Annotated in this window: 20 protein-coding genes and 1 riboswitch; of the genes, 17 read left to right on the top strand and 3 right to left on the bottom strand. The window is 74.4% G+C overall.

Annotation, left to right across the window (positions count from 1 at the left end):
• The first annotated feature begins 68 nt into the window (after nt 1–68).
• Nucleotides 69–1,028, top strand: a complete 960-nt coding sequence (locus H299_RS0127765) for a helix-turn-helix domain-containing protein (protein ID WP_027751076.1) — start codon at nt 69–71, stop codon at nt 1,026–1,028.
• On the opposite strand, the gene H299_RS36700 is transcribed toward H299_RS0127765, so the two are convergent.
• Entirely contained in the window at nt 1,025–4,456 is a 3,432-nt protein-coding gene (locus H299_RS36700; protein ID WP_078513105.1) for a BTAD domain-containing putative transcriptional regulator, read from the bottom strand. The genes H299_RS0127765 and H299_RS36700 overlap by 4 nt on opposite strands.
• Nucleotides 4,457–4,606: 150 nt before the next feature.
• Between H299_RS36700 and H299_RS36695 the strand changes: the two genes are divergently transcribed.
• The 6 genes from H299_RS36695 to H299_RS0127730 all read left to right on the top strand — a co-directional run bounded on the left by H299_RS36695 (nt 4,607) and on the right by H299_RS0127730 (nt 12,860).
• Entirely contained in the window at nt 4,607–6,280 is a 1,674-nt protein-coding gene (locus tag H299_RS36695) for an MFS transporter (RefSeq protein WP_078513104.1), read from the top strand.
• A gap of 989 nt (nt 6,281–7,269) precedes the next feature.
• Nucleotides 7,270–8,706 (top strand): GuaB1 family IMP dehydrogenase-related protein, encoded by a 1,437-nt coding sequence (locus H299_RS0127750; RefSeq protein ID WP_027751075.1) that lies wholly within the window; start codon nt 7,270–7,272, stop codon nt 8,704–8,706.
• Between the two features lie 65 nt (nt 8,707–8,771).
• Nucleotides 8,772–9,467, top strand: a complete 696-nt coding sequence (locus H299_RS0127745) for a class I SAM-dependent methyltransferase (protein WP_486587461.1) — start codon at nt 8,772–8,774, stop codon at nt 9,465–9,467.
• A 170-nt stretch (nt 9,468–9,637) separates the two neighbouring features.
• Nucleotides 9,638–10,096: an Lrp/AsnC family transcriptional regulator gene (locus H299_RS0127740; protein WP_027751073.1), complete on the top strand. Its 459-nt coding sequence runs from the start codon at nt 9,638–9,640 to the stop codon at nt 10,094–10,096.
• A gap of 203 nt (nt 10,097–10,299) precedes the next feature.
• Entirely contained in the window at nt 10,300–11,136 is an 837-nt protein-coding gene (locus H299_RS36690) for a carbon-nitrogen hydrolase family protein (RefSeq protein ID WP_051262929.1), read from the top strand.
• Nucleotides 11,133–12,860, top strand: coding sequence for an FAD-dependent oxidoreductase (locus H299_RS0127730; RefSeq protein ID WP_027751072.1), 1,728 nt, complete (start codon nt 11,133–11,135; stop codon nt 12,858–12,860). The genes H299_RS36690 and H299_RS0127730 overlap by 4 nt, the downstream gene beginning before the upstream one ends.
• A gap of 17 nt (nt 12,861–12,877) precedes the next feature.
• Here H299_RS0127730 and H299_RS36685 read toward each other — a convergent pair whose 3' ends face one another.
• On the bottom strand, nt 12,878–14,161 hold the full coding sequence (locus H299_RS36685; protein ID WP_078513103.1) for an MFS transporter: 1,284 nt from the start codon (nt 14,159–14,161) through the stop codon (nt 12,878–12,880).
• A gap of 159 nt (nt 14,162–14,320) precedes the next feature.
• Nucleotides 14,321–14,451: riboswitch (FMN riboswitch) on the top strand.
• A 129-nt stretch (nt 14,452–14,580) separates the two neighbouring features.
• Between H299_RS36685 and ribD the strand changes: the two genes are divergently transcribed.
• The 10 genes from ribD (at nt 14,581) to H299_RS36670 (ending at nt 23,558) form a co-directional block, all read left to right on the top strand.
• Nucleotides 14,581–15,804 carry a bifunctional diaminohydroxyphosphoribosylaminopyrimidine deaminase/5-amino-6-(5-phosphoribosylamino)uracil reductase RibD gene (gene ribD / locus H299_RS36680; RefSeq protein WP_051262928.1) on the top strand — a complete coding sequence of 408 codons (1,224 nt, stop codon included), beginning with the start codon at nt 14,581–14,583 and terminating at the stop codon, nt 15,802–15,804.
• Entirely contained in the window at nt 15,804–16,448 is a 645-nt protein-coding gene (locus H299_RS36675) for a riboflavin synthase (protein WP_051262927.1), read from the top strand. The genes ribD and H299_RS36675 overlap by 1 nt, the downstream gene beginning before the upstream one ends.
• Nucleotides 16,448–17,107, top strand: coding sequence for a nicotinamide mononucleotide transporter family protein (locus H299_RS0127710; protein ID WP_027751071.1), 660 nt, complete (start codon nt 16,448–16,450; stop codon nt 17,105–17,107). Before H299_RS36675 ends, H299_RS0127710 begins: the two co-directional genes overlap by 1 nt.
• Nucleotides 17,104–18,411 (top strand): bifunctional 3,4-dihydroxy-2-butanone-4-phosphate synthase/GTP cyclohydrolase II, encoded by a 1,308-nt coding sequence (locus H299_RS0127705; protein WP_027751070.1) that lies wholly within the window; start codon nt 17,104–17,106, stop codon nt 18,409–18,411. Before H299_RS0127710 ends, H299_RS0127705 begins: the two co-directional genes overlap by 4 nt.
• A 133-nt stretch (nt 18,412–18,544) precedes the next feature.
• A complete protein-coding gene (gene ribH / locus H299_RS0127700) occupies nt 18,545–19,030 on the top strand; it encodes a 6,7-dimethyl-8-ribityllumazine synthase (RefSeq protein WP_027751069.1) in 486 nt (161 codons plus the stop codon).
• 77 nt (nt 19,031–19,107) lie between these two features.
• Complete coding sequence (locus H299_RS0127695) at nt 19,108–19,380, top strand: phosphoribosyl-ATP diphosphatase (RefSeq protein WP_027751068.1); 273 nt, start codon at nt 19,108–19,110, stop codon at nt 19,378–19,380.
• Nucleotides 19,381–19,455: 75 nt separating this feature from the next.
• On the top strand, nt 19,456–20,313 hold the full coding sequence (gene hisG, locus H299_RS0127690; RefSeq protein WP_027751067.1) for an ATP phosphoribosyltransferase: 858 nt from the start codon (nt 19,456–19,458) through the stop codon (nt 20,311–20,313).
• Nucleotides 20,301–20,750, top strand: coding sequence for a PH domain-containing protein (locus H299_RS0127685; RefSeq protein ID WP_027751066.1), 450 nt, complete (start codon nt 20,301–20,303; stop codon nt 20,748–20,750). The genes hisG and H299_RS0127685 overlap by 13 nt, the downstream gene beginning before the upstream one ends.
• 250 nt (nt 20,751–21,000) lie before the next feature.
• Nucleotides 21,001–22,329, top strand: a complete 1,329-nt coding sequence (locus tag H299_RS0127680) for a hemolysin family protein (protein ID WP_027751065.1) — start codon at nt 21,001–21,003, stop codon at nt 22,327–22,329.
• Nucleotides 22,326–23,558: a CNNM domain-containing protein gene (locus tag H299_RS36670; protein WP_051262926.1), complete on the top strand. Its 1,233-nt coding sequence runs from the start codon at nt 22,326–22,328 to the stop codon at nt 23,556–23,558. The genes H299_RS0127680 and H299_RS36670 overlap by 4 nt, the downstream gene beginning before the upstream one ends.
• Before the next feature lie 87 nt (nt 23,559–23,645).
• Here H299_RS36670 and H299_RS0127670 read toward each other — a convergent pair whose 3' ends face one another.
• Complete coding sequence (locus tag H299_RS0127670) at nt 23,646–25,637, bottom strand: AAA family ATPase (RefSeq protein WP_199782515.1); 1,992 nt, start codon at nt 25,635–25,637, stop codon at nt 23,646–23,648.
• Nucleotides 25,638–25,737: the final 100 nt, after the last annotated feature.

Genomic DNA, 25,737 nt, shown 5'->3' with positions numbered 1-25,737 from the left:
GCACATCCTGTCCGCACGGCAGACCCCGCGCGTCTGTCGGAAACGACATGCCACGTACAATTTCAGACATGCCTGCTGTCGCGCTGGCCGTCGCCGACGGCATGCTCCACTACGAACTGTCCGTGGCCGTCGAGATCTTCGGAGCCGACCTCACCCACATCGTGGACCCCTGGTACCACTTCTCCGTCTGCGGAAGCGGTCCGGTACACATCGACCGCTTCCGCCTTCAACCCGACCACGGACTCGACCACCTCACGCAGGCGGACACCGTGATCGTCCCCAGCTGGGCCGACACCGACCGCGAACCGCCCGCCGAGCTGGTCGAGGCGGTAGGTGCCGCCCACCAGGCCGGCGCCCGCGTGGCCTCGCTGTGCACGGGCGCCTTCGTGCTGGGCGCGGCAGGACTGCTGGACGGCAGGCGCGCCACCACACACTGGGCCCACACCGGCGAGCTGGCCCGGCGCCACCCAGCGGCCACCGTCGATCCGGACGTCCTCTACGTCGACAACGGTGACGTCCTCACCTCCGCGGGCAAGGCCGCCGCCATGGACCTGTGCCTGCACCTGGTCCGCCTCGACCACGGCTCGGCGAACGCCAACAAGATCGCCCGCCGCCTGGTCACCCCACCCCACCGCGACGGCGGCCAGGCCCAGTTCATCGCCACCCCCCTCCCGGCCCCGGGCAACCATCCACTGGACGAGCTCTTCCCCTGGGCGCTGGAGCGGCTGGACCAACCGCTCACCGTGGAGGACCTGGCCCGCCAGGCCCGCATGAGCTCACGCCACCTCGGCCGTCACTTCAAACACCTCACCGGCACCACACCGCTGCAATGGCTCCACACCCAGCGCATCCGCCACGCCCAGGAACTGCTGGAAACCACCAACGCCACCGTGGACACCATCGCGGCGGCCACCGGCATGGGCACCGCCACCACCCTGCGCCGCCACTTCCACCGCAGCGTCGGCGTCCCACCTGACACCTACCGCCGCACCTTCCGCCCTGAGGAGCGGTCCCCGAGACCCCACTAGGGAATCGAACAGCGCCACGGCACGGTGCTGTGAGAAGTGCTGAACAACTGCTGCCCAGCCTCATGAACAAAGCCGGCACGCTCGGCCGCCCCGGGGAGCCCCAGGAGGTGGCCGTGCCGGTACTCCGCCGCGAAGGCAGCCGGGCCCAGGCTCGCCCGGGCCGCCGCCGTGATCCGGTCCACGTCCCCCCGCTCACCCGGTGGCAGTGCCGCGCCCAGGCCCTCCCGGGCAGCCGCGGCCGTGCCCAGCAGCCGGGCGGCCGTACCCGGCCGGCCCGCCAGGGCGCAGACCCCGGCCAGCCCCTCCAGAGCCAGTGCGACCGCCCGCGGGTCGGCGCTGCTACGGGCGGCACGGTAGCCGCCGAGGTGGTGGGCCAGGGCGGTGCGCGCGTCGCCGCGCAGCTCGGCGACGAAGCCCAGCTCGGCCCGGATCAGCGCGAGCGGCGGATGGGCGCCCGCCCGGCGGTTCCACTCCAGCCACCTGCCGAAGTGCCGCTCCGCCGCCTCGAACCGGCCCTGGCGCCGTGCGCTGAGACCGAGCCCCAGCTCGGCGTACTGCTCGCCCGTCAGATGGGAGTGCTCCACGGCCAGCTTCCTGGCCCGCTCGTGCAACTCGTCCGCGGCGGCGAAGTCCTGTCGCAGCAGGGCGATCCGGCCCAGACACGCGAGCATCTCGGAGATCTGGGACCACATCCCCAACTCCTCGGCGATGCGCAGGCTGTCGCGGCGCAGCTCCTCGGCCTGCTGGTAGGCGCCGGTCACCTCGGCCACCGAACCGAGCGCGCCCATGGCCTGCAACTGCCCCCAGCGGTCACCGAGGTCGCGGAACAGCCCCAGTGCCTCCTCGCCGTCGCGGACGGCCCTGCCCAGCTCGCCGCGGACCAGCGCTTCGCACGACTGCGCCGTCAGCGCGGCGGCGGTCCCCCAGCGGTCGCCCAGGGAACGGAACCCGGCGAGCGCCTCGCCGGCCCGCTCCTCGACGAGCGCGCGATCGCCGTATCCCCACTGGGTGAAGCTCAGGAACCACCGCGCCCAGGCCAGGCCGCGCGGGTAGCCGGGGTCTTGCCCGGGGCCTTGCCCGGGGCCTTGCCCGGGGTCTGGTCCGGGCCCGGTGTGCCGCGCGCCGTCGGCCTCCCGGCGGCCGAGCCGCTCGTAGCGGGCCATCGCCTCGTCGCCCTGCGCCAGTGCGCCCGGGTCGCCGCCGGTCAGCAGCGCCAGTCCGGCGCGCCAGACCGCCGCCTCGGCGCGAGCCAGGGGCGGTCCGCCCTCCTTCGCCAGGGCCTGCCCGAGCGAGCGGCGCGCCTCACGGGCCCGGCCGCGCAGAAACCAGTACCAGGACAGGGCGTTGACCAGCCGCAGCGCCTCCCCGGCGGACTCGCCCAGCAGCGCGCTGTGCAGCGCCCGGCGCAGGTTCCCGGTCTCCTGGTCGAGACGCTCCAGCCACCGGCGCTGGTCCCGGCCGTACAGTCCGGGGCACGCGTGCTCGGCCAACCGCGTGTAGTAGCGGCGGTGCCGCTCGCGCAGCGCCGCGGCCTCGCCCGCCTCGTGCAGCCGCTCGGCGCCGTAGGCGGCGACCGTCTCCAGCAGCCGGTACCGGGGTCCCTCCCGGTGGTCCCCGCTGTCTTCGCCGTCGCCGTCGCCGCCACCGTCGCCGCCGTCCGCCAGGACGACCAGGGAGCGGTCGACGAGGCGGGCCAGCAGGTCCAGCACCGCCTCCGGCGGAATGCCGTCGCCGGAGCAGAGGGCCTCCGCGGCCTCCAGCGTGCACCCGTCGACGTGCACGGTCAGCCGCCGCAGCACGACGCGTTCGTCCTCGCTCAGCAGCTCCCAGCTCCAGTCGATCATCGCGCGCAGGGTGCGCTGCCGGGCGGGGGAGGACCGGACGCCGGAGGTCAGCACCCGGAACCGGTCGTCCAGGCGGCGGGCCAACTCGCGCACGCCGAGGGCGCGGACCCTGGTGGCCGCCAGTTCCAGGGCCAGCGGTATGCCGTCCAGACGGCGGCAGACAGTGGCCACGGCCGCCGCGTTGTCCCCTCTCAGCGAGACACCGGGCGCGGTGGCCGTCGCCCGGGCGGTGAAGAGTTCGACGGCCTCCGCCTCGGCCAGCGGCGGTACCGGCCACAGCGCCTCCCCCTCGACGGCCAGCCGGTCCTGACTGGTCGCCAGGATCCGCAGCCCCGGCGCGGCCCGCAGCAGCCGTCCGGCCAGCTCCGCGACCGCCTCGACCACGTGCTCGCAGTTGTCCAGCACCAGCAGCAGCCGCTGGTCCCGCAGCGCGGAGCCGATCAGGTCCGCAGGCAGCACGTCGTCGGCCGGGGGCAGCGGACGGGACAGCCGGGCGGTGTCCTCCCGAATGCCGAGCACGGCGGCGAGCAGGTCGCACAGCACGTGTCCGGGCTCGGTGCCGTCGCCCGGCGCCACACCGGCCAGCTCCACCAGCCGGACGCCGTCGGGGAAGTCACCGGGGAAGACTTCGACCAGCCTGCCCGCCACCTCCAGCGCCAGCCGGGTCTTGCCGACCCCGCCCGCGCCCGTCAGCGTCACCAGCCGACCCGCGTGCAGCAGCGCCGCGACCTCCTCCACCGCGTCCGACCGGCCCACCAGGCCCGACACCGGCGCCGGCAGATTCGATCTGGGCCCGGTGGCCCCGCCCGCCGGGCGGCTCGCCCCGGCCGGGCTCCCCAGCGCCGGATCCTGCTCCAGGACCGCCTGGTGCAGCGCCCGCAGCTCCGGGGCCGGGTCCACCCCCAGCTCCCGCACCAGCCTCGTACGCAGCTCCGCGTACCCGGCCAGCGCCTCGCTCTGCCGCCCCGCGCCGTACAGCGCCCGCATCCGCACCCCGTGCAGCCCCTCGCGCAGCGGGAACCGCTCCACCCACTCGCGCAGTTCACCGGCCACCTCCGCGTGCTGACCCTGCGCCAGCCGGGCCCGGGCCCACTCCTCCACCGCGACCAGCCGACGCTCCTCCCACCCGGCCGCCGCCGCCCGTACGGACGGCTCCGCGGTGGCGTCCGAGTAGGCCGCTCCGCGCCACAGCTCCAGCGCCTCGCCCAGCAGTGCCGCCCGTACGCCCGGGTCGGCGGAGGCCCGCGCCCGGGCCACCAGGGCGGTGAACCGCCCGGCGTCCAGGTCGGCCGGCTCGACCCGCAGCGAGTAGCCCGCCGGGCCGCGCTCGACCAGCTTCCGGCCGCCCGGGCGCGCGCTTTCGAGCACCCGGCGCAGCTGGGACACCTTGGTCTGGAGGCTGTTGGCCGGGTCGTGCGGCAGCTGGGCGCCCCACAGCGCCTCGATCAGCCGAGACGCGGAGACGGCGCGGCCCTCGTGCACCAGCAGCACCGCCAGGAGCAGCCGGACCTTGGGCTCGGGCTCCTTCACCGGGCCGCCGCCCGCGGCCCGCACCACCAGCGGACCGAGCACACCGAACAGCATGGCCCCAGCGTATCCGGGCCCGGAGGCCCGGCCGTGCGGCGGACGTCAGACAACCGTCAGACCCTGCGACGAGCATGGTCCGCAGACGCGGCGGGGGTCACCCGCCCGTCCCCGTACCGCGCCCACCGCGCCCGAGCCAAGAGGACGCAGATGACCAGCAACGCCCCGCCCACCGCACAGAACCACCCCGCGCGGCGGGCCGGCCGGCGCGAGTGGGCAGGTCTGGCCGTGCTGGCCCTGCCCACGCTGCTGCTGGCGCTGGACCTGAGCGTGCTGCATCTGGCCGCCCCGCACCTGAGCGCCGATCTGGACGCGGGCAGCACCGAACTGCTGTGGATTCTCGACATCTACGGCTTCATGATCGCCGGATTTCTGATCACGATGGGCACGCTCGGCGACCGCATCGGGCGCCGCAGGCTGCTGCTGGCCGGTGCCGCCGCCTTCGGCATCGCCTCCGTGCTGGCCGGCTACTCCACCAGCCCCGGAATGCTCATCGCCACCCGGGCCCTGCTGGGCATCGCCGGGGCGACGCTGATGCCCTCCACGCTGGCGCTCATCAGCAACATGTTCCTCCACCCCCGGCAGCGTGCCACCGCGGTCGGGGTGTGGATGACCTGCTTCATGGCCGGCTCCGCCGTCGGCCCGGTGGTCGGCGGGGTCCTGCTGGAACGGTTCTGGTGGGGCTCGGTCTTCCTGCTGGGCGTGCCGGTGATGGTGCTGCTGCTGATCGCCGGACCGCTGCTGCTGCCCGAGTACCGCGATCCGAAAGCGGAGCGCATCGACCCGATCAGCGTGGCGCTCTCACTCGGGACCATGTTCCCGTTGGTCTACGGGCTCAAGGAGTTCGCCAAGCACGGCCTGGCAGCCGGGCCGCTGGCGGCCGTGGTGATCGGCGCCGCCGCCGGCCTCCTTTTCGTACGGCGGCAGCGCACCCTGGCCGCGCCGCTGCTCGACCTCGGGCTCTTCCGCCACCGCGCGTTCAGCGCCGCCCTGGTGATCATGCTGCTCACGGTGTTCACCTCCGGCGGAGTGCTGCTGTTCTTCGTGCAGTACCTCCAGATGGTCGAGGGCCTGTCCCCGACGAAGACGGGCCTGTGGATGCTGCCCACCACGGCCGCCATGGTCGTCGGCTCCATGGTGTCGCCGGTGCTCGCGCGCCGGGTGCGCCCCGGGCTGCTGGTGGCGGCGGGGCTGGCCGTCTCGGCCCTCGGCTACCTGCTGCTCACCCGGATCGACAGCACCGGCAGCCTGGCGCTGGCGGTGACCTCCGCCACCGTCGCCTTCCTCGGCCTGGCGCCCGCGATGGTGCTCGGCACCGACCTGGTGCTGGGCTCCGCGCCGCCGGAGCGGGCCGGATCGGCCTCGTCGATGTCGGAGACCAGCGGGGAGCTGGGCATGGCCATGGGCGTCGCCGCGCTGGGCAGCCTGGGTGCGGCCGTCTACGGGGCCCGGACGGAGGACTCGCTGCCCGAGGGGCTGCCGGCCGACGCCGAGGCCGTGGCGGCAGACTCGCTGCCCGGCGCCCTGAAGGTGGCCGGTGAGCTGCCCGCCACTCTCGGCGCTGACCTGCTCCAGCCCGCCCGGGAGGCCTTCACCAGCGCGGTGACCGTCGTGGCCGGGGTCAGCTCCGGAGTGCTGCTCGTCCTTGCCTTCCTGGCCGCTGCGCTGCTGCGCCATGTGCGGCCGAGCGGGGAGGCGTCCGCGGGCGGCGGTGCCGAGGGGACCGGTGCGGACGGGCCTGGTGCCGACGGCATCGGGGCCGCCGGGACCGCCGGGACCGTCGACGGGACCGCGGCCGACGCGCCGGAGCCGCTGCCGCGCTGAGCGGGGTGCGCGGCAGCGGCCCCGGGGCGGCGCCGGTCAGGGGCGGCCGAAGATCATGGCCAGCGGGCGGCCCTCGGCGATGTCGGCGGAGCGCCGCCGCGCCGCCGCCCGCCTCCGGGCGGCCCCGGCGCGGGTGGGGGACCGCCAGGCGGCGGCCCCGGCGCGGGATAGCCGTACTCCGGCGGGGCGGGCGGCGGCGGGTACGGTCCCTGCGACCCGCCCGCGCCCCCCGGTGGCGGGACCGGTGGGCCTGGGGGCAGTGGCGGCTGTGACGTCGCATTCTCCTTCTGACGCGCGTCGGGCACCCGCGGCGGGACCGGTGCCGGGCCCGGATTACCGTCGGGAACCGGTCCGGGCCGGTCCGGTTCCCGTAATCCGGAACCCCGCCCGTACGGCGCGCGCAAGCGGCCCGGAAATTCCGTATGAGACGACGGAAGGGGCCTCGCACCGCTGATGTGCACGGTGTGCGGGCGGCCCGGAATTTCCGCCGGAGAAGCATCATTGCCGCTGTTCCGGGGAATGACAACCTCGTTGTCCTGCACCGCACTTCAGCTGAAATGTTTCCAAGGACAGTGCGTCGCGCAAGCCATTCCACACCGCGTGCTCCGCCTGTTCCTTCACCGGAAATACGCAATCGGTCAGTTCTTTTCCGGTGGCTTTCCGCAGGCTTTCCCGTGAATGCCGGAGAAATCGCCGAGCGGGATTCCTCTGTGCGGAAAGAGGCGGAGACGTGTGCGGCCGTGCGCCCGCCGGGTGCACTCCTGGCACGCGGTCGTGAAACGCGTCACACCCCGGCTCCGGCGGAAGCCACACACGGGGGCCGCCGCCCTGGGGCGAACCTACGGAGAACCCGGGGACGCGTACGCCTGTTCGCCACGACGCGGGGTCATCGTGGATGATGGGCCCAGGAACCTCAGCCCGATCCGGTGCTCGCTCGGCGCTGACTCCCCACCCGCCTTGTCCTCGAAACCGCAGGTGAGAGAGTTGGTATGCGATTCCTCAATGATCAGCGCCCGTCGTACGACCTGACCTACGACGACGTCTTCATGGTCCCGAGCCGCTCGGCCGTCGGCTCCCGCCAGGGCGTGGACCTGACCACACCCGACGGCACCGGCACCACCATCCCGCTCGTGGTCGCCAACATGACCGCTGTCGCGGGCCGCCGGATGGCCGAGACCGTCGCACGGCGCGGCGGGCTCGTGGCCATTCCGCAAGACATCCCGGCCGAGGTGGTGGCCGAGGTCGTCGGCTGGGTCAAGCAGCGCTCCCTGGTGCTGGACACCCCCATCACGCTCACCCCGCACCAGACCGCCGCCGACGCCCTCTCGCTGCTGCCCAAGCGGGCGCACGGCGCGGGCGTGGTCGTCACCGACGGGCGCCCGGTCGGCGTCGTCACCGAGTCCGACCTCACCGGGGTGGACCGCTTCACGCAGCTGTCCGAGGTCATGTCCCGCGACCTGCTGGTGCTGGCGGCCGACATCGACCCGCGCGAGGCGTTCAACCGGCTCGACGCCGCCCACCGCAAGTTCGCCCCCGCCGTGGACGCGGACGGGCGCCTGGCCGGCATCCTCACCCGCAAGGGCGCCCTGCGCGCCACCCTCTACACCCCGGCCACCGACGCCGGCGGCAGGCTGCGGGTCGCCGCCACCGTCGGCATCAACGGCGACGTCGCGGGCAAGGCGAAGGCGCTGCTCGAAGCCGGGGTCGACACCCTCGTGGTGGACACGGCGCACGGGCACCAGGAGCGCATGATCGAGGCGCTGCGCGCGGTGCGCGCCCTCGACCCGGGGGTGCCCGTGGTCGCGGGCAACATCGTGGCCGCCGACGGCGTGCGCGACCTCGTCGAGGCGGGCGCGGACATCGTCAAGGTCGGCGTCGGACCGGGCGCGATGTGCACGACGCGGATGATGACCGGGGTCGGCCGCCCGCAGTTCTCCGCCGTCCTGGAGTGCGCCGAGGAGGCCCGCAGGCACGGCAAGCACGTCTGGGCGGACGGCGGCGTACGCCATCCGCGCGACGTGGCCATGGCGCTGGCGGCCGGGGCCTCGAACGTCATGATCGGCTCCTGGTTCGCCGGGACCTTCGAATCGCCCGGCGACCTCCAGCAGTCCGCCGACGGGCGGCTGTACAAGGAGTCCTTCGGCATGGCCTCGGCCCGCGCCGTGCGCAACCGCACCAGTGAGGAGTCGGCCTACGACCGGGCCCGCAAGGGCCTGTTCGAGGAGGGCATCTCCACCTCCCGGATGTTCATCGACCCGGCCCGCCCCGGTGTCGAGGACGTGATCGACTCGATCATCGCCGGAGTCCGCTCCGCCTGCACCTACGCGGGTGCGGACTCGCTGGAGGAGTTCGCGCGCAAGGCCGTCATCGGCGTGCAGAGCGCGGCGGGCTACGCGGAGGGCAAGCCCCTGCACGCGAGCTGGTAGCGGCCGGCTTTCGCGTCGGACCGAAAGTCTTTCCGCGGTGCGGGCACGGCTGCTGCCATGGGGCCATGACTGACACATCGCTGAGGGAAGCAGAGCACGAGGGCACCGGGCCGGGCGACTTCACCCCGGACGGCTGCTCCGTCCAGATGTGGTCCCGGCTCGCCACGAACGGCGAACCGGAGATCATCGAGTCGGCCGTACCCGCCGGCGCCACGCTCCTGGAGCTGGGCGCCGGCGCGGGGCGGATGACCCGTGAGCTGCGGAATAAGGGCTTCCGGGTCACGGCCGTGGACGAGTCCGCCGAGATGCTCGCGCACATCCAGGACACCGCCACCGTCCGCTCGACCATCGAGGGGCTGCGTCTGGCCGAGCGGTTCGACGTGGTCACCCTGACCTCCTTCCTCGTCAACACCGCCGACCCGCTGCTCCGGGCCGAAATGCTGCGCACCTGCGCGTACCACGTCGCCGACGGCGGCTGCGTCCTGATCCAGTGCGAGGGCGCGTGGCACACGGACGTGGAGGTCGGCTCCCAGTGGGAGCGTGACGGCATGACCATCCGGGTCGCGGCCCGGGAACCGGCCGCGGGCGGGGCACGGCGCACGCGCATGGAGTACGCCCTCGAGGGTGCCGCCTGGAGCCAGACCTTCCTCTCCTTCCGGCTCACCGACGAGCAGACGGCCGCGGCACTGGCCGAGGCCGGGCTCGCCCTGGACAGCTGGCTGACCGAGGACCGGACCTGGCTGCGGGCGGTACCCGCCTGAGCGCCCCCGCCTGAGAGTTCCCGCCTGTGCGCTCCGGCCCCGGGGCCGCCCCGCGGCGTGGGCCCGGCATGATCCACACCGCGGACCGCGGCGGCGGAGGCCGTGTTCTACTTCGGTCACGGCTTCCGCCGCCCTCCGCCCGGCCCCGCACAGATAGTGAACCGCCCGCAGTGCGACATCTCAGCGAAATCGACGAGCGCATCGTCCACGTCCTCGCCCAGGACGCCCGCCGCAGCTACGCCGACATCGGCGCCCAGGTGGGCCTCTCCGCACCCGCCGTCAAGCGCCGGGTGGACCGGCTGCGCGCGGAGGGGGCCATCACCGGGTTCACCGTGCGGGTCGACCCGGCGGCGCTCGGCCGGCAGACCGAGGGTTTCATCGAGATGTACTGCCGCTCCAACACCGCGCCCGCCGACATCCGCCGCGCACTCGCCCGCTATCCGGAGGTCGTCTCGGCCTCCACGGTCACCGGCGACGCGGACGCCGTCGTCCAGGTCTTCGCCGCCGACATGCGCCACTTCGAACGCGTACTGGAGCGGATCGCGGGCGAACCCTTCGTCGAACGCACCAAGTCGGTGCTCGTGCTTTCGCCCCTGCTGCGCCGCCACCCGGCCGGCCCGCCGGAGTGACCCGGCCGCCGGGACGGGCGCGCCGCCCCGCGCACGCCCGCGAGACCCCACGCGTCCCCGCGCAACGAATCGCCGCCCCGCCCCGCCCGCAGGCGAGAAAACCTCCGCGGGTGCGCAACAGAGCGCCCTTGTCTGGTCAACACCGGTGAACGTAGCGTCGGATCGTCCCCCCGCACCCCGGAAAGCCCAGCTCACGAGGTTTCATGACGCCGCTGCGCACCGCGCTGTACCAAGGGCCCGGCGGCGTTCCCGCCACCACCGACACCACCCTGGCCGCCCTCGACGGCGCCGCCCGCCGCGCCGCGGCCGACGGCGCGCGGCTGCTGGTCGCCTCCGAGCTGTTCCTGACCGGATACGCGCTCGGCGACCGCCTGCCGGACCTGGCACAGGACGCGGCGGGGCCGGGCGCCCGCGCGGTCGCCCGGATCGCGGCCGAGCACCGCCTCGCCGTCGCCTACGGCTACCCGGAGCGCCACGGGAGCACCCTGTACAACTCCGTCCAGCTGATCGGCCCCGACGGCGAGCCGCTCGCCAACTACCGCAAGACGCACCTCTACGGCGACTGGGAGCGCGCCTGGTTCACCCCCGGCGACCAGCTGGTGGTCCAGGCCGACCTGCACGGCGTCCGCGTCGGCCTGCTGATCTGCTACGACGTGGAGTTCCCGGAGACCGTCCGGGCCCACGCCCTGGCCGGTACCGGGCTGCTGCTCGTGCCCACCGCGCTGATGAGCCCGTACGAGATCGTCGCCCGGAGCGTGCTGCCCGTCCGCGCCTGGGAGAACCAGCTCTGCCTCGCCTACGCCAACCGCCACGGCCCCGAGGGCGAGTTCGCCTTCGCCGGGCTCAGCTGCCTGGTGGCACCGGACGGGACGGTACGGGCGCGGGCGGGCACCGGCGAGGAGCTGCTCACCGCCGACCTCGACCCCACCCCGGCGGCCCTCGCCGCGTGCCGCGCCGCCAACCCCTACCTCACCGACCGGCGCCCCCGCCTGTACCGCGACCACGACCACGACCTGCCGCAAGGAGAACCGAACCGATGACGTCCACGGTGCCCACCGCCGTTCACGCCGTCCCCGGCGGAGCGCCCCCGCTGACCATGTTCGGCCCCGACTTCCCCTTCGCCTACGACGACTTCCTCGCCCACCCGGCGGGCATCGGCTCCGTCCCGGCCACCGAGCACGGCACCGAGGTCGCCGTCATCGGCGGCGGCCTCTCCGGCCTCGTCACCGCCTACGAGCTGATGAAGATGGGCCTGCGCCCCGTCCTCCACGAGGCGGACCAGATCGGCGGGCGCCTGCGCACCGCCACCTTCGAGGGCGGCGGCGAGGGCCTCACCGCCGAACTGGGCGCCATGCGCTTCCCGCCCTCCTCCACCGCCTTCCAGCACTACGTGGACCTCACCGGCCTGCGGATGGAGCCCTTCCCCAACCCGCTGGCACCCGGCACCCCCTCCACCGTCGTCGACCTCAAGGGCGAGTCCCACTACGCCCGCACGCTCGCCGATCTGCCCGAGGTCTACCACCGGGTGATGGAAGCCTGGAACGCCTGCCTGGCGGAGGGGGCGGACTTCCCCGAGATGCAGCGCGCCATCCGGGAGCGCGACGTTCCGCGCATCCGGGAGATCTGGGCCCGGCTGGTCGAACGGCTCGACAACCAGACGTTCTACGGCTTCCTGTGCGCGGCGCCGTCCTTCGCCTCCTTCCGGCACCGGGAGATCTTCGGCCAGGTCGGATTCGGCACCGGCGGCTGGGACACCGACTTCCCCAACTCGATCCTGGAGATCCTCCGCGTCGTCTACACCGGCGCCGACGACGACCACCGCGGCATCGTCGGCGGCAGCCAGCAGCTGCCGCTGCGGCTGTGGGAGCGCGAACCGGACAAGCTCCTGCACTGGCCGCAGGGCACCTCGCTGGCCTCCCTGCACGCCGATCGGCGGCCCCGCCCCGCGGTCACCCGGCTGCACCGCACCGCGGGCGGCGCGACGCGCGGCGACCGGATCACGGTCACCGACGCCGGCGGCGCCGTACGCACCTACCGCGCCGCCGTCTTCACCGCGCAGTCCTGGCTGCTGCTCAGCCGCATCGACTGCGCGGACGACCTGCTGCCCATCGACCACTGGACGGCCGTGGAGCGCACCCACTACATGGAGTCGTCCAAGCTGTTCGTCCCCGTGGACCGCCCCTTCTGGCGCGACGAGGCCGTGGACGAACAGGGGCGGCCCACGGGGCGGGACGTGATGAGCATGACCCTGACCGACCGGATGACGCGCGGCACCTATCTGCTGGAGGACGGCCCGGACCGGCCCGCCGCCATCTGCCTCTCCTACACCTGGTGCGACGACAGCCTCAAGTGGCTCCCGCTCAGCCCCGGCGAGCGGCTGGAGGTGATGCTCAAGTCGCTCCGCGAGATCTATCCCGGAGTCGACATCCGCAAGCACATCACCGGCGACCCGGTCACCGTCTCCTGGGAGAACGAGCCGTGGTTCATGGGCGCCTTCAAGGCCAACCTGCCCGGCCACTACCGCTACCAGCGCCGCCTGTTCACCCACTTCATGCAGCGCGACCTGCCGCCCGAGCAGCGCGGGCTCTTCCTGGCCGGTGACGACATCTCCTGGACGGCGGGCTGGGCGGAGGGCGCGGTGCAGACCGCGCTGAACGCGGTCTGGGGAGTGATGCACCACCTCGGCGGCGACACCGACCCGGCCAATCCCGGGCCGGGCGACGTCTTCGACCGGATCGCCCCGGTCGAACTGCCCGACGACTGAGGGCGGCCGGGGCGGGCTCAACCCCGCTCGGGGGCGGCGTCGGCCCCGGAGTCCGCCCCCGCTCCTGTCCGCGCCCCCGCCGCCCCGCCCGCCCCGGGAGCGGCACCGTGCGCCGGCGGCCCCGTACGCAGCACCCCCGCCCCCAGCACGAGGCCCGACGCCAGCACGGTGACCAGCCCGAAGGACACCGAGAGCGAGGTCGCCTCCGCGATCGCGCCGACCGCCGCCGGAGCCGCCAGCCCCGAGGCGTACGCCAGCGTCGCGACCCCGGCGATCGCCTGGCCCGGCGCGGCGCTCCTGGTACGCCCCGCCGCCGCGAAGCACAGGGGCACCACCACGGCGATCCCGACGCCGATCAGCGCGTACCCGCCCACCGCCATGACCGGGGCCCGCGCGGCCACCACCAGCAGCCCGCCCGCCGTGGCCAGCACGCCGCCCGCGCGTACCGTGCGCACCGCGCCGAAGCGGCGCACCAGCGCGTCCCCCAGGAGCCGCGCCGCCGCCATCGTGCAGGCGAACGCCGTGTACGCGGCGGCGGCCAGGCCGGGGGCGGCCCCGGTCACGTCGGTCAGGTAGATGCCGGACCAGTCCATGGACGCCCCCTCCGCGAAGACCGCGCAGAACCCGACGGCGCCGATGGCGAGCACTTCCCGCGAGGGCAGCGCGAAGCGCGGCGGCTCCTCCGCGTCCGCACCGCCGGCTGCCGTCGCCGCGCCGCCCGGTGGTGCGGACGGCTCCAGTGCCCACCGCCCCGCCGTCACCGCCACCAGCGCCAGCAGCGGTGCGGCGAGCGAGAGATGCACCCGCGCGTCCAGCCCCTGGTGTGCCGCCAGCGCGCCGCCCGCGCCGCCCAGCAGCGCGCCCACGCTCCACAGCCCGTGCAGCCCGGACATCACCGAGCGCCCGTAGCGCTCCTCGATCTGCACGCCCTGCGCGTTCATGGCCACGTCCAACAGGCCGAGCCCGCAGCCGAAGACGAACAGCCCCGCGCACAGCCAGCCCAGGCCCGGCATCAGCGGTGGCAGCACCAGCCCCGCACAGCACAGCAGCGCCAGTCCGCGCAGCGAGCGGCGCGGTCCGTAGCGGTGCGTCACCCGGGCGGCCAGCGGCATGGCGGCCGAGGCGCCGAGTGTCATGAAGACCAGGGCCAGTCCGAGTTGGCCCGGGCTGAGGTCCAACTGCTCCCGCAGCCAGGGGATACGGGTGGCGAACGAGCCGCTCGCCGCCCCGTGCGCGGCGAAGACCACGCCGACCGCCCGCCGGGCCTGCCTCGTGCCGCCCTGGTCGCCGCCCTGCCGCATCGCCGCCCCGCCTCCGCCCGCCGCCGTGCTCCGGCCCCCTGCCCCGGGGGCGGTCCCGTAGGCGACCGTACGCCCGCACCTGCCTGTGATCCAGACCACAGGCTCTGCCCGGCGGGGGTCACCCTGGCCGTGGCAGACTGGTAGCTGTACCAGTGACGTCAGCGCACTCCGGGGTCGGTGAAAGTCCGAACCGGCGGTTACAGTCCGCGACCCGTCCGCCGCCAGCGGCCGGTTGACCAGGTGAAATTCCTGGACCGACGGTGAAAGTCCGGATGGGAGGCAGTGCGCGGCGGGCCGAGAGCGGTACACCGCCGTCATGGGGGCGGTCCGTCCGAAGGGCGGTCCGACGCCCGCAGCTCTGACGACCGGTGTCGCCGATCCCGCGTCCGTCCACAGCAGCGCCCCGGAGTCCGTGCCCTATGAGGCAGGAGGACCCGGTGGCCGCCGAAGCCGCGACATCCACGGAGCTTGCCGCGATGCGGCGCGCCCTCGACCTGGCGGCCCGCGGCCTGGGCAGCACCAGCCCCAACCCGGTCGTCGGCTGCGTCGTGCTGGACGCCCGCGGCCGGGTGGTCGGCGAAGGCTGGCACCAGCGCGCGGGCGGCCCGCACGCCGAGGTCCACGCGCTGGCCGAGGCCGGCGCGGACGCCCGCGGCGGCACCGCCGTGGTCACCCTGGAGCCCTGCAACCACACCGGCCGCACCGGCCCCTGCGCGCAGGCCCTGCTCGACGCCGGGATCGCCCGCGTGGTCTACGCCGTCCCCGACCCCGACCCGGCCGCGCGCGGCGGCGCCGCCGTGCTGGCCGCCGCCGGGGTGCGGGTGGTTCCCGGGGTGCTCGCCGCGGAGGCCGCCGCCGGGAACGCCGCCTGGCTCACCTCGGTGCGGCTGGGCCGCCCCTACGTCACCTGGAAGTACGCCGCCACCCTGGACGGCCGCAGCGCCGCCGCGGACGGCACCAGCCGCTGGATCACCTCGCCCGAGGCGCGGGCCGACGTCCACCGGCTGCGCGCCGAGTCGGACGCCGTGCTGGTCGGCTCGGGCACCGCGCGCGCGGACGACCCGCAGCTGGCGGTGCGCGGCGTCGAGGGCGCCGTACAGCCGCTGCGCGTCGTGCTCGACACCGAGGCCCGCACCGCGCCGGGCGCCCGCGTGCTGGACGGCTCGGGGCCCACCCTCCTCGCCGTCGCCGAGGACGCCGCCACCGGGCCGCTCGAGGGCCTCGCCCAGATCGTCCGGCTGCCCCGCGACGCGTCGGGCCTCCACCTTCCCGCGCTGCTCGGCGAGCTGTACGGGCGCGGGGTGCGCGCCGTGCTGCTGGAGGGCGGCCCCACCCTGGCGGGGTCCTTCCTGGCGGCCGGGCTCGTGGACCGCGTCGTGGGCTACCTCGCCCCCGTCCTGCTGGGGGAGGGGCCCGCCGCGCTGGGTGCCGCCGGAATCAGCACCCTCGGCGAGGCGTTGCGGCTGACCGTGACCGAGACCGCCCGGCTGGGCCCCGACCTGCGCCTCACCGCCCACCTCGGGCGCGGCGCCGCGCAGAGCGCGGCAGCCGCAGCCGCACCCCCGGCCGCCGCCGAGCCGGTACCTGAACCTGAGCCCGCACCTGAGCCCGGGGCCGAGCCCCGTAAGGAGAGCCGCGAATAATGTTCACCGGAATCATCGAGGAGCTGGGCGAGGTCGCCGCCGTGGAGCACCGCGGGGACTCCTCCCGCTTCCGCCTGCGCGGCCCGCTGGTCACCGAGGACGCGAAGCACGGCGACTCGATCGCCGTCAACGGCGTGTGCCTCACGGTCGTCGACGCGGGCGGCGGGGAGTTCACCGCCGACGTGATGGCCGAGACGCTCACCCGCTCCAGCCTGGGCGGCCTCGAGGCCGGCGCGCGCGTCAACCTGGAGCGCCCGACGGCCCTCGGCGGGCGGCTCGGCGGCCACCTCGTGCAGGGCCATGTCGACGGCACCGGCCTGATCACCCGGCGCACCCCGGGCGAGCACTGGGAGGTGGTCCGGATCGCGCTCCCGGCCGAGCTGGCCCGCTACGTGGTGGAGAAGGGCTCCATCACCGTGGACGGCATCTCGCTGACCGTGGTCGACGCGGGTGACGACTACTTCACCGTCAGCCTCATCCCCACCACCCTCGCGCTCACCACCTTGGGCACCAAGTCGCCCGGCGACCCGGTGAACCTCGAGGTGGACGTGCTCGCCAAGTACGTCGAGCGGCTGATGTCGCACGGCGGCGCGGGCGTGTACGGCGGCACCACCACCCCTCACGACCCGGCCGGAGCCCGGTGATGAGCGCCTTCGACTGGCTCAACGGCGAGGCATTCACCGCCTTCGGGCAGCACGTCATCTGGTCCGACGTGGCCGGCAACTCACTGGGCCTGGCCGCGCTCGCGCTGGGCTGGCGCCGCTCCCTGCTGACCTGGCCGGTGCAGTTGCTGTCCGGGCTGATCCTGGTCGGCGCCTACGCCTCGGTCGACCTGACGGGCGGCGTCGGCAAGCAGCTGGTGGTCATGGTGGTGGCCGTGTGGGGCTGGCGGCAGTGGCAGGGCGGCGCGCGGCGGGCGCAGGACGGCACCCTGGCCGTGCGGTTCGCCACCTGGCGCGAGCGCGGCGTGCTGGCGGCCGGTACGGCCGCGGGCACCCTCGCCGTCGGCACGCTCTTCACCCTCGTGCCGTCCCTGTCCTGGAACCCGTGGCCCGACGCCTACATCTTCGTCGGCACGCTCACGGCGATGGCCGCCCAGGCCCGGGGTCTGGTCGAGTTCTGGTTCGCCTGGCTGCTGGTCGACCTGGTCGGCGTCCCGCTGGCCTTCAGCAGCGGCCTGGCCTTCTCCGGCCTCGTCTACGTCGTCTATCTCGCTCTCGTCCTGTGGGGCCTGCGCGCGTGGTGGCTGCGCTCGCGCAGCCGCCCGGCACCGCAGCCCGTCCTGGAAGGAATGGCAGCATGACCGCACTGGAGAGCTGGTACCCGGGCGCACCGGGGGAGACGGCGGGCGAGGATCTCGCGCTCGACCCCGTCGAGCGCGCCGTCGCCGCCATCGCCGAGGGACGGCCCGTCGTGGTCGTCGACGACGAGAGCCGGGAGAACGAGGGCGACCTCGTCATCGCGGCCGAGAAGGCCACCCCCGAGATCGTCGCCTTCATGATGAGCGAGTGCCGCGGCCTGATCTGCGTCCCGCTGGCCGCCCCCGACATCGAGCGGCTGGACCTGCCGCAGATGGTCGAACGCAACACCGAGTCGATGACCACGGCCTTCACCGTCTCCGTCGACGCGGGCCCCGCCTGGGGCGTCACCACCGGCATCTCGGCGGCGGACCGGGCCGCCACCGTCCGGCTGCTCGCCGACTCCCGTGCCACGGCCGCCGACTTCGTACGCCCCGGGCACGTCTTCCCGCTGCGCGCCCGCTCGGGCGGGGTGCTGGTGCGCCCCGGACACACCGAGGCCGGCGTCGACCTGGCCCGGCTGGCCGGTCTGCGGCCCGCGGCGGCCATCGTCGAGATCGCCGGCGAGGACGGCGCGATGCTGCGGCTGCCGGAACTGGTGCCGTTCGCGCGCAAGCACGGCCTGCCGATCATCTCCATCGAGGACCTGGCCGACTTCCGGCGCACCGCCGAGCCCACCGTGCGGCGTGAGGCGGTCACCCGGCTGCCCACCCGGTACGGCGACTTCCGGGCGTTCGGCTACCGCTCCACCACCGACGGCGTCGAGCACATCGCCCTGGTGGCGGGCGACCTGGCGCACTCCGACGGCGAGGACGTGCTCGTGCGGGTGCACTCCGAGTGCCTGACCGGCGACATCTTCGGCTCCCAGCGCTGCGACTGCGGGCCGCAGCTGAACGCCTCGCTGGAGCGGGTCCAGGCCGAGGGCCGCGGCGTGGTGCTCTACCTGCGCGGCCACGAGGGGCGGGGCATCGGCCTCCTCTCCAAGCTGCGCGCCTACGAGTTGCAGGAGGACGGCCGCGACACGCTGGACGCCAACCTGGAGCTGGGCCTGCCCGCCGACGCACGGGACTACGGCGCCGCCGCGCAGATGCTCACCGACCTGGGGGTGCGCTCGCTGCGCCTGATGACCAACAACCCCGACAAGACGGCCGCCCTCGTGCGGCACGGCCTGCGCATCAGCGGGCGGGTGCCGATGCCCGTGCAGGCGGGGGAGCACAACATCCGCTACCTGCGCACCAAGCGGGACCGGATGGGCCACGACCTGCCCTGGCTGGACGCCGCCCGGGCCTCCGCCTGCGGCAACCAGTGACCCTTCGCCCGCGACGGCGGCACCGCACCACCCCGGCACCACGGGACAGCACGGCCGGTACGGACAGCACAGCAAGCACAGCAAGCACAGCAAGCACGCGGACAGTCCGCGGAACCGAGGAGTGAAGAGCGAAGTGAGCGGCAAGGGCGCACCCGAACTGACCGTCGGCAACTGCGGAGACCTCCGGGTCGCCGTGATCGCCGCCCAGTGGCACGAGCAGGTGATGGACGGCCTCGTCGAGGGCGCCCTGCGGGCCCTGCGCGACCTGGGCATCGACGAACCCACCCTGCTGCGGGTCCCGGGCAGCTTCGAACTGCCCGTCGTCGCCAAGGTGCTCGCCGGGCGCGGCTACGACGCGGTCGTGGCCCTCGGCGTCGTCATCCGCGGCGGCACCCCGCACTTCGAGTACGTCTGCCAGGGCGTCACCCAGGGCCTCACCCAGGTCTCCGTGGAGACAGGTGTGCCCATCGGCTTCGGCGTGCTCACCTGTGACACCGAGGAACAGGCGCTGGAGCGGGCCGGGCTGGAGGGCTCCCGGGAGGACAAGGGCCACGAGGCGGTCACCGCCGCGGTCGCCACCGCCGCCACGCTGCGTGCCGTGGCGGAACCCTGGCGCTGACCCCGGGCGGCGCCGCCGGTGCCCGCCCCGCCCCTGGCGCGGGTGGGCCGCGGCCGACCACGTAGGGTAAGAGGACCATGGCGAACAAGACATTCGAGGAGCTGTTCGGCGAGCTCCAGCAGAAGGCCACCGCAGGCGACCCCATCACCTCCCGCACCGCCGAGCTGGTCGCCCAGGGTGTGCACGCGATCGGCAAGAAGGTCGTCGAGGAGGCCGCCGAGGTGTGGATGGCGGCGGAGTACGAGGGGGAGGACCGTACGGCGGAGGAGATCTCCCAGCTGCTCTACCACCTCCAGGTCATGATGATCGCGCGCGGCATCTCCCTCGACGACGTATACGCTCATCTGTGAGCCGTACCGCGCCTCGCTGAACAGCCCCTGAGCACTCCGCTCCCACCTGCCTCACTCACCGAAGGAAGCCCGTCCATGCTGCGCATCGCCGTCCCCAACAAGGGTTCACTCTCCGACCCCGCGTCGGCGATGCTCCATGAGGCCGGTTACCGGCAGCGCAAGGACCGCCGCGAGCTGGTCCTGGCGGACAGCGAGAACGAGGTCGAGTTCTTCTTCCTCCGCCCCCGCGACATCGCCGTCTACGTCGGCTCCGGCAAGCTCGACATCGGCATCACCGGCCGCGACCTGCTGCTCGACTCGGCGGCGGACGCGGAGGAGATCCTGCAACTGGGCTTTGCGGGCTCCACCTTCCGCTACGCCGCCCGCCCGGGCACCGCCACGGACGTCAGCGAGTTCGGCGGCATGACCGTGGCCACCTCCTTCCCCGGCCTGGTCCGCGCCCACCTCGCCGAGCACCGGGTGGACGCCTCGGTCGTCCGCCTCGACGGGGCGGTCGAGACGGCCATCCAGCTCGGCGTCGCGGAGGTCATCGCCGACGTCGTGGAGACGGGCACCACCCTCCGCAACGCGGGGCTGGAGATCATCAGCCAGCCCATCCTCCAGTCCGAGGCCGTGGTCATCCGGGGCACCGGATCGGGCGGGCCGGGCGGCGAGGACGCCAAGGTCCAGCAGTTCCTGCGCCGCATGCAGGGCGTCCTGGTCGCGCGGCGCTACGTGATGATGGACTACGACATCCGCGCCGAGCGCCTGGAGTCCGCCGTGGCGCTCACGCCCGGCCTCGAGTCCCCCACCATCTCCCCGCTGCACGACCAGGGCTGGGTCGCCGTCCGCTCCATGGTGCGCACCAAGGAGGCCCAGCGGATCATGGACGACCTCTACGACCTGGGTGCCCGCGCGATCCTGACCACCGGCATCCACGCCTGCCGCCTGTGACCGCCCCGCCCGACCTCCCGGTCACCTTCCGCCCCACCCGTACGCGGGTCGTCCTGCTGGGCGTGGGGCTGGCCGTGTGCGCGGTCATCACGGTCATCGCGCTGGTGCTCGGCACGCTCAGCCCCGGTGAGCGGATCAGCTTCACCTTCACCGGGCTGCTCTTCCTCGGCGTGCTGGGGCTGCTCAGCCGCCCCCGGGTCGACGCGCGCGCGGACGGCGTCACCGTGGTCAACCTGACCAGCAGCAGGCGGCTGGAGTGGGCCGAGATCCTGCGGGTCAACCTGCGCTCCGGCGATCCCTGGGTCTTCCTCGACCTGGCCGACGGCACCACCCTGCCCGTCATGGGCATCCAGCCCGGCATCGCCAGGGCGCGGGCCGTGGCGGACGCCCGTGCGCTGAGCGCCCTGGTGGAGCAGTACGGCACGGGGCGCCGCTGACCGTGCGCGCCCCCGAATGCGCCCGCCTTCCCTGCCCGTACGCCGCGCATCTGACTACCCTGTTGCCGTCGGCTACCGCCGCCCCGCCTGAGCGCGGGCACCTGCGACCCGAGGAGTGAGTCCCTCCAGCGATGGACGGATCGTCCTGTAGTACCTGTGCCGTCCCTCCCCGAGGGGGGACGGCGGGCCGGGAAGCCCCGGCACGACCCCTCGGCGGGCACCTTCGCCGCCCGCTCCCGCGGGAGCGCCGGTGAGCGCCCCGCTGCTGCTGCTCGGCGCGGCGTTCGCCCTCATCCTCGCCAACGGCTTCTTCGTCGCCGCCGAGTTCGGACTCGTCACGGTGCAGAGACCCGCGGCCGAACGCGCCGCGGCCGAGGGCGACCGGCGCGCCCGCAGCGTGGTGCGGGCCCTGCGCGAGCTGTCCTTCCAGCTCTCCGGCACCCAGCTGGGCATCACGCTCACCTCCCTGGTCGTCGGCATGCTCGCCGAACCGGCCCTCGCCGTGCTGCTGGACTCCCCGCTCACCGCGACCGGGCTGCCTGCGGGCGCGGTGCCCGGGGTGGCGGTGCTCATCGGCATGTTCACCGCCACCGCTCTCCAGATGGTCATCGGCGAGCTGGTGCCGAAGAACTGGGCGGTGTCCCGCCCGATGGCGGTCGCCCGTTTCGTGGCCGGGCCGCAGCGGCGCTTCGCTGCCTTCTTCCGGCCCGTGATCGCGCTGCTGAACGCGGTGGCCAACCGCATCGTGCGGCTGCTGGGCTTCGAACCGGCTGACGAGCTGGCGTCCGCCCGCACGCCCGGTGAACTGGTCTCCCTCGCCCGGCACTCCGCCCGCGCCGGCGCCCTGGAGCAGGACACCGCCGACCTGTTCGTACGCACCCTCTCCCTGGCCGTCCTCACCGCACAGGACGTGATGACCCCGCGGGTGCGGGTCAGCGCGCTCCAGGCCGCCGCGACGGCCGCCGACGTCCTCAACCTCACCCGGGCCACCGGCCTCTCCCGCTTCCCCGTCTACCGCGAACGCATGGACGAGATCGTGGGCATGGTCCATCTCAAGGACGCGCTCGCCGTGCCTGCGCACGAACGGCTGCGCACCCCCGCCGCCCACATCGCCGTACCGGCCCTGCTGGTCCCCGGCACCCTGCCGGTGCAGCCCCTGCTGGAGCGGCTGCGCAGCGAGCAGCCCATCGCCGTGGTCGTCGACGAGTACGGCGGTACGGCGGGCGTGGTCACCCTGGAGGACGTCGTCGAGGAACTGGTCGGCGAGGTCCGGGACGAGCACGACGGGCAGAGCCCGCCCGAACTGGCCGCCCACCCCGACCCCGAGGGCCGCCCGGCCTGGGAGGCCGACGGCGGCTGCCGCGTGGACACGCTGAGCCGGATCGGCCTGACCGCGCCGGACGGCCCGTACGGGACGGTGGCCGGGCTGGTCGCCGAGGTGCTCGGCCGCATCCCCGCGGTGGGGGACACCGTGCCGCTGCCGGGACCCGGCGGCTGGCAGCTGCGGGTGCGCAGCGTCGCCCACCACCGGGCCGAGCGGGTCTGGCTGGTGCGTACGGGGGCGGAGGTGCCGTCGTGACGAGCCTGCTCCAACTCCTCCTTGCCGCTTTCCTGGTGCTCGTCAACGGCTTCTTCGTGGGCGCCGAGTTCGCCCTGGTCTCGGTGCGCCGCAGCCAGGTGGAGCCGCTGGCGGCGCAGGGCTCGGTGCGCGCCCGCCGGGTGCTGACCGGGCTGGAGAACCTTCCGCAGATGATGGCCGCCGCGCAGTTCGGCATCACCGTCTGCTCGCTCACGCTCGGCGCGGTCGCCGAACCCACGGTCGCCAGGCTGCTGGAGCCCCTCTTCCACGCCGTGCGGATGCCCGGGGCGCTGATCCATCCGCTGGGCTACGTCCTCGCGCTGGCCTGCGTGGTCTGCCTGCACCTGGTCATCGGGGAGATGGTGCCCAAGAACCTGGCGATGGCCGCGCCGGAGCGCACCGCGTTGTGGTTCAGCCCGGCGCTGGTCGCCTTCGCCCGGCTGTGCCGCCCCGTGACCGCCGCGCTGGGCGCCTGCGCGCGGCTGATCCTGCGGCTGTTCGGGGTCGAGCCGAAGGACGAGGTGGACGCCGTCGTCACGAGTGCGCAGCTGACCGACCTGGTCGAGGACTCCCGGCAGGCCGGGCTGCTCGCACATGGCGCACACGCCCGGCTGTCCGACGCGCTGGAGCTGGGCTCCCGGCCGGTGACCGACGTCCTGCTCGACCCGGCCGACCTGGTCACCGTCGACCCCTCGATCACCGCACCCGAGGTGGAGGCCCTCACCGTCAGGACCGGCTACTCGCGCTTCCCGGTGCGCGGCGACGGCGGCGGCTTCCCCGGATACCTGCACGTCAAGGACGTGCTCGACCTTGAGGACGGCGACGGCCCGGTGCCCCGGCGCGCCTGGCGGCCGATGACCGCGCTGCGTGCCGAACTGCCCCTGGACGACGCGCTGACCGCCATGCGGGCCGCCGCGACCCACCTCGCGGTCGCCGTCGGGGCGGACGGGCGGGTGCGGGGGATCGTCATGCTGGAGGACGTACTGGAGAAGCTGGTCGGCGAGGTCCGCGACCCGGCCCACCGCGACCCGGCATCCGGCCTCGGCGGAGCACCCGGTGCCGCCCGGCCGAGGCCGCACAGCGGCCCGCCGCCCGCCCGGCGCGGTGCGGCAAAGGAGCCGGAGGCGGCCCTGTACGACGCGCGGGCGCACGCCGCCGCACCCGAGAGCGTGCCGCGCAAGGGCGCCGCCCGGCCCGCCCGGACCGGCCCGGCCGCAGCAGGCCCCTGAGGACAACCCGGAGTTCACCTTCGAGAGTGCCCGCTCGCCGGCCGCGCACGACCGCGCGGACGCGTGCCCCTGCGCCCCGGAGGGCTCTCAGGGCAGGGTGTTCTCCGGCCCGCGGCCGGAGAGCACCTCGCCGTACGCCTGCATCAGGTCGGGCAGCCGCAGCGTCGCCAGGTCGTCGCGCGTCGGCGTGCCCGGATAGCCGGACAGCCGCAGGTCGCGGTAGGCGCAGCTCTTCTCGTACAGCGTCCGCAGGAAGCGCCCGTTGCCCAGCTCGTCGATCCAGCCCTGGTCCACGACGTGGCCGCCGATGCTGCGCAGTTCGTCGAGCGCCTCCGTGTCCCACCTGTCGCCGTTCTCCGCCGCCAGCACCTCGCCGATCGCGGTCAGCTCCAGCGGGCGGTAGCTGGGGAAGTCCACCCGGGTCGTGAAGCGGGAGCCGAGCCCCGGATTGACCGCCAGCAGCCGGTCCATGCCCTCGGGGTAGCCCGCCAGGATGACCACCAGCCGGTCGCGGTTGTCCTCGGCACGCTTCAGCAGCACCTGGAGCGCCTCGTCGCCGTACGCGTCGCCCTTGCTGTACCCCGTGTTCGAGAGGGCGTACGCCTCGTCGACGAAGAGCACCCCGCCCAGCGCCGAGTCGATCAGCTCGTTCGCCTTCACCGCCGTCTGGCCCAGGAACTCGCCCACCAGATCGGCCCGTTGCGCCTCCACCAGGTGGTCACCGCCGAGCAGCCCCAGGGCGTAGAAGGCCCGGCCCAGGATGCGGGCCACCGTCGTCTTGCCGGTGCCCGAGGGCCCGGAGAAGATGAAGTGCCGCTTGGGCGGCTGCACCGGCAGGCCCTGGCCCGCCCGCAGCCGCGCCATGTGCAGCTGCGCCGAGAGCGCCCGCACCTGCCGTTTGACCGGCTCCAGACCGACCATCCGCTCCAGCTCGTCCAGCGCCCGGGCCAGCAGCACCGGATCGGCGGGGCCGGCGGGCAGCCGGTCCGCCTCGGCGCCCGTGTGCAGCAGCGCCGTCCGATCCCGTACGAGATCGGCGTCGGTGCGGGCGGGCTCGGCCGGATCGCCGGAATCCTCCCGCCGCAGCGGGTCACCGCCCGGCACGGACCCCAAGCCGCCGTCCGCGGTCTCCGGGCCGCCCGGCGGCTCCGGCACCTCGAGGATGTCGCCGCCGGGGTCTCCACCGGGGTCACCGCCCGCGTCGGAGGCCGGGTCGCCGCCTGCGTCGGCTCCCGCGTCCCGCAGGTCCTGGCTGCCCGCGCCCGTCAGTGTCATCGCCGCCGCGAAGCCGGAGCCGTCACCGAGGCCGTCGCCCTCGGCGATGGCCGTCAGCCGCGCCGCGGTGTCCATGAACGTCGGGTCGATCCGGTGCACCGCCCGGTACAGCGGCAGTGCCGCCGCGCTGCGCCCGGTGCCCTCCCGCGCCCGGGCCAGCCAGTACCGCAGCTCCTTGCGCTGCGGCTGCTCGCTGCGGCAGCGCATCAGCGCCGCCGAGAGCAGCGGCTCGGCCTGCGTGTACATCTCCAGCCGCACCCGCGCCATGCCCGCGAACAGCCCGGCCTCGATACCCAGCAGCGGATCGTCGACCAGCGGCTCGGTGTGCCGCACCAGCCGGTCCCAGTCCTTGGCGAGATAGGCGCGGCAGGCGTGCAGGAAGCGGGCCTGCTGGTCGGTCTCCACCGGCGGACAGTCGGCCAGCGCCCGGTCCAGCTCGGCCACGTGCCGCCCGTCCAGCCAGTGCGAGGTGTGCGCCAGCAGCAGATCGCGGCCCGTCTCCAGCACCGGCTGCACCCACCAGCCCAGCCAGTACCAGGAGTTGAGCGTACGGCCGTGCCGCTTGCGCTGCTCCCCGAAGCGGTCGCGGTGCTCGTACATCCGCAGCAGCGCCACGGGGGTGTCGGCGCGGAGCGCGTGCAGGCCCAGCCAGCCGTCCGCCATGCCCGGGTCGAGGCGCACCGCCGTACGGAACTCCTCCTCGGCCTGGGTGTATCCGCCGACCGTGTAGGCGTCGACCGCCCGCAGCCACGCCAGATCGGCGGGGGCGTGCAGGCCATGGGCGTCCTGCCTGCCGAAATCCATCACATCCCCCACGAAACGTCCCCCCGATGTCCGCCGACGGCCCTGCGCCCGTCCGCCGGGCCGAAAGCCGGGCGAACAGCCGTACCACGGGCGGGAGTTG

Source organism: Streptomyces sp. CNH287, from assembly GCF_000424825.1.
Note: the sequence above shows the minus strand (reverse complement) of the source record. Positions and strands in the feature narration are given on the sequence as shown.

Excerpts from the sequence above, each read along its gene's own strand:
- H299_RS0127765 (WP_027751076.1), top strand. The coding sequence starts at position 69 with ATGCCTGCTGTCGCGCTGGCCGTCGCCGACGGCATGCTCCACTACGAA.
- H299_RS36700 (WP_078513105.1), bottom strand. The coding sequence starts at position 4,456 with ATGCTGTTCGGTGTGCTCGGTCCGCTGGTGGTGCGGGCCGCGGGCGGC.
- H299_RS36695 (WP_078513104.1), top strand. The coding sequence starts at position 4,607 with ATGACCAGCAACGCCCCGCCCACCGCACAGAACCACCCCGCGCGGCGG.
- H299_RS0127750 (WP_027751075.1), top strand. The coding sequence starts at position 7,270 with ATGCGATTCCTCAATGATCAGCGCCCGTCGTACGACCTGACCTACGAC.
- H299_RS0127745 (WP_486587461.1), top strand. The coding sequence starts at position 8,772 with ATGACTGACACATCGCTGAGGGAAGCAGAGCACGAGGGCACCGGGCCG.
- H299_RS36690 (WP_051262929.1), top strand. The coding sequence starts at position 10,300 with ATGACGCCGCTGCGCACCGCGCTGTACCAAGGGCCCGGCGGCGTTCCC.
- H299_RS0127730 (WP_027751072.1), top strand. The coding sequence starts at position 11,133 with ATGACGTCCACGGTGCCCACCGCCGTTCACGCCGTCCCCGGCGGAGCG.
- H299_RS36685 (WP_078513103.1), bottom strand. The coding sequence starts at position 14,161 with ATGCGGCAGGGCGGCGACCAGGGCGGCACGAGGCAGGCCCGGCGGGCG.
- ribD (WP_051262928.1), top strand. The coding sequence starts at position 14,581 with ATGAGGCAGGAGGACCCGGTGGCCGCCGAAGCCGCGACATCCACGGAG.
- H299_RS36675 (WP_051262927.1), top strand. The coding sequence starts at position 15,804 with ATGTTCACCGGAATCATCGAGGAGCTGGGCGAGGTCGCCGCCGTGGAG.
- H299_RS0127710 (WP_027751071.1), top strand. The coding sequence starts at position 16,448 with ATGAGCGCCTTCGACTGGCTCAACGGCGAGGCATTCACCGCCTTCGGG.
- H299_RS0127705 (WP_027751070.1), top strand. The coding sequence starts at position 17,104 with ATGACCGCACTGGAGAGCTGGTACCCGGGCGCACCGGGGGAGACGGCG.
- H299_RS0127695 (WP_027751068.1), top strand. The coding sequence starts at position 19,108 with ATGGCGAACAAGACATTCGAGGAGCTGTTCGGCGAGCTCCAGCAGAAG.
- hisG (WP_027751067.1), top strand. The coding sequence starts at position 19,456 with ATGCTGCGCATCGCCGTCCCCAACAAGGGTTCACTCTCCGACCCCGCG.
- H299_RS0127670 (WP_199782515.1), bottom strand. The coding sequence starts at position 25,637 with ATGGATTTCGGCAGGCAGGACGCCCATGGCCTGCACGCCCCCGCCGAT.